Raw genomic sequence first — 2135 nt, forward strand, 5'->3', positions numbered from 1 at the left:
CGCGCCGCGCTCGCGGAGGTCGGGTCCTCTCCGTGTCGAATCAACGCGCAGAGCTACCTCGTCGACATGTACGCCAAGCACGGGTTCCTGCCCGACGGCGAGGAGGTACTCGAGGACGGCATCCCACACACGCCGATGCGCCGTGGCGGCGGTACGCCGTGGAGTGAGACGTAGATTCGAATCGATAGAAGAACGACACCGGAGCTGGTGCGGGGAAGTCCTGTGCGAATCAGGCGCGGTCCCGCCACTGTGTAGGTGCCGGGCACACTGCCCGGCACCGAAGTCAGATCACCGCACAGCTTCGTAGTACGGCCCGTCTGTCCGGCGGGTCATTCATATCCGGCGGCGCGGAGTCCGTCGGGACGAAGGAGAACACAAGTGCAGCAGCCCGGCTATCCGTTCAGTGCGATCGTCGGTCAGGATCAGCTGCGCCTGTCCCTGGTCCTGTGCGCAGTTCACCCCGGTATCGGGGGAGTGCTCGTGCGCGGCGAAAAGGGCACTGCCAAGTCGACGGTGGTTCGAGCGCTCGCAGCGCTGCTGCCCGAGGTGGAAGACGACGGCATCGTGCGGCCGGCGCGGCTGGTCGAACTCCCGGTCGGGGCGACCGAGGATCGCGTCGTCGGCTCGCTCGACCTGGAGAAAGTGCTGCGCGACGGTGAGCGCGCGTTCCAGCCCGGTTTGCTCGCCGCCGCGCACCGCGGAGTCCTGTACGTCGACGAAGTCAATCTGCTGCACGATCATCTCGTCGACGTGCTTCTCGACGCTGCCGCGATGGGCCGAGTGCACATCGAGCGCGACGGGGTATCCCACTCGCACCCGGCGCAGTTCGTTCTCGTCGGGACGATGAATCCAGAGGAGGGCGAATTGCGCCCCCAGCTCCTGGACCGGTTCGGACTCGCGGTCGACGTCAAAGCCTCGCGTGACGTCGACACTCGAATGGAGGTAGTTCGGCGGCGCCTGAACTACGAACGCAACCCGCAGGTGTTCGCGGCCGCATACTCGGCCGAGGACGCCGAGGTCGCCGATCGAATCCGTCGCGCGCGAGCCGTCGTCGACGATGTCGTACTCGACGACACCGAACTGCGACGAATCGCGGCGCTCTGCGCGTCGTTCGACGTCGACGGTATGCGAGCCGATCTCGTCGTGGCTCGGACCGCTACCGCACATGCGGCGTGGCGCGGCTCGGCTGTGGTCGAGGAAGCCGATGTGCGCGTCGCTGCGGAACTTGCTCTGCCGCACCGACGTCGGCGAGATCCCTTCGACGAACCGGGGATCGACGACGGAGCTCTGGACGAGAAGATGCGCGATGCCGCCGAGCAGGCCGACGCGCACCGCCGGGAACCCGACGCACCCGACCCGGACACCGACCCCGACGACGATGGAGGCGGAGCTCAGGCTCCGGAATCGGGTGAGGAACCGAACTCGGACTCACCGCCGCACGGCGGTGGTTCGCGTGAACGGGAGGCCGCGGCACCGGGTGCGCAGTTTCGTGCCCGCACGATGGAGCTGACGGGTATCGGCGAAGGGGCGCCCGGGCGTAGGTCTCGCTCACGGTCGGCGCAGGGGCGTGCGGTTCGACCGACGACGGAGCGCGGCAAAGGCATCCACGTGATCGGGACACTCTTCGCCGCTGCCGAAGAACAGGTGAGCCGCGGGCGTACCTCGGGTCGATTCAAGCTCGAACCAGCCGATCTCAGGGGTGCGTTGCGCGAGGGCCGCGAAGGCAACCTGATCGTCTTCGTCGTCGACGCGTCCGGGTCGATGGCCGCGCGCGATCGGTTGTCCGCGGTCACCGGCGCAGTTCTGTCCCTGCTCAAGGATGCCTATCAACGCCGCGACAAGGTCGCGGTCATCACCGTTCGTGGACGCGATGCCGAGCTCGTGCTTCCACCCACGTCGAGCGTCGACGTGGCGGTCACGCGGCTTCGTCGGATGAAGACAGGCGGCAAATCGCCTCTCGCACAGGGCTTCCTGAAAGCACGCGAGGTGGTGCTTCGTGAAAAGGTCCGCGATCCACTGCGGCGGGCGCTCGTAGTCGCCATGACGGATGGTCGCGCCACCGGCGGGATCGATCCCGTCGGGCGCGCACGCATTGCGGCCAACCGCGTGGCCGGCGACGGAATCGCATCGGTGGT

At 67.6% G+C, this 2135-nt stretch carries 2 protein-coding genes and 1 riboswitch; both genes read left to right on the forward strand.

Going from position 1 to position 2135, the window contains the following annotated elements; genetic code table 11:
* A partial coding sequence (locus A2J03_RS15340) for a GNAT family N-acetyltransferase (RefSeq protein ID WP_156520410.1) occupies positions 1-174 on the forward strand: 174 nt, incomplete at its 5' end.
* 12 nt (positions 175-186) lie between these two features.
* Positions 187-334, forward strand: a riboswitch (adenosylcobalamin (AdoCbl) riboswitch).
* A gap of 44 nt (positions 335-378) precedes the next feature.
* On the forward strand, positions 379-2135 hold a 1757-nt coding region (locus tag A2J03_RS15345; protein ID WP_068375552.1), incomplete at its 3' end, for a VWA domain-containing protein.

The organism is Rhodococcus sp. EPR-157 (assembly GCF_001647195.1).
GTDB lineage: Bacteria > Actinomycetota > Actinomycetes > Mycobacteriales > Mycobacteriaceae > Rhodococcoides.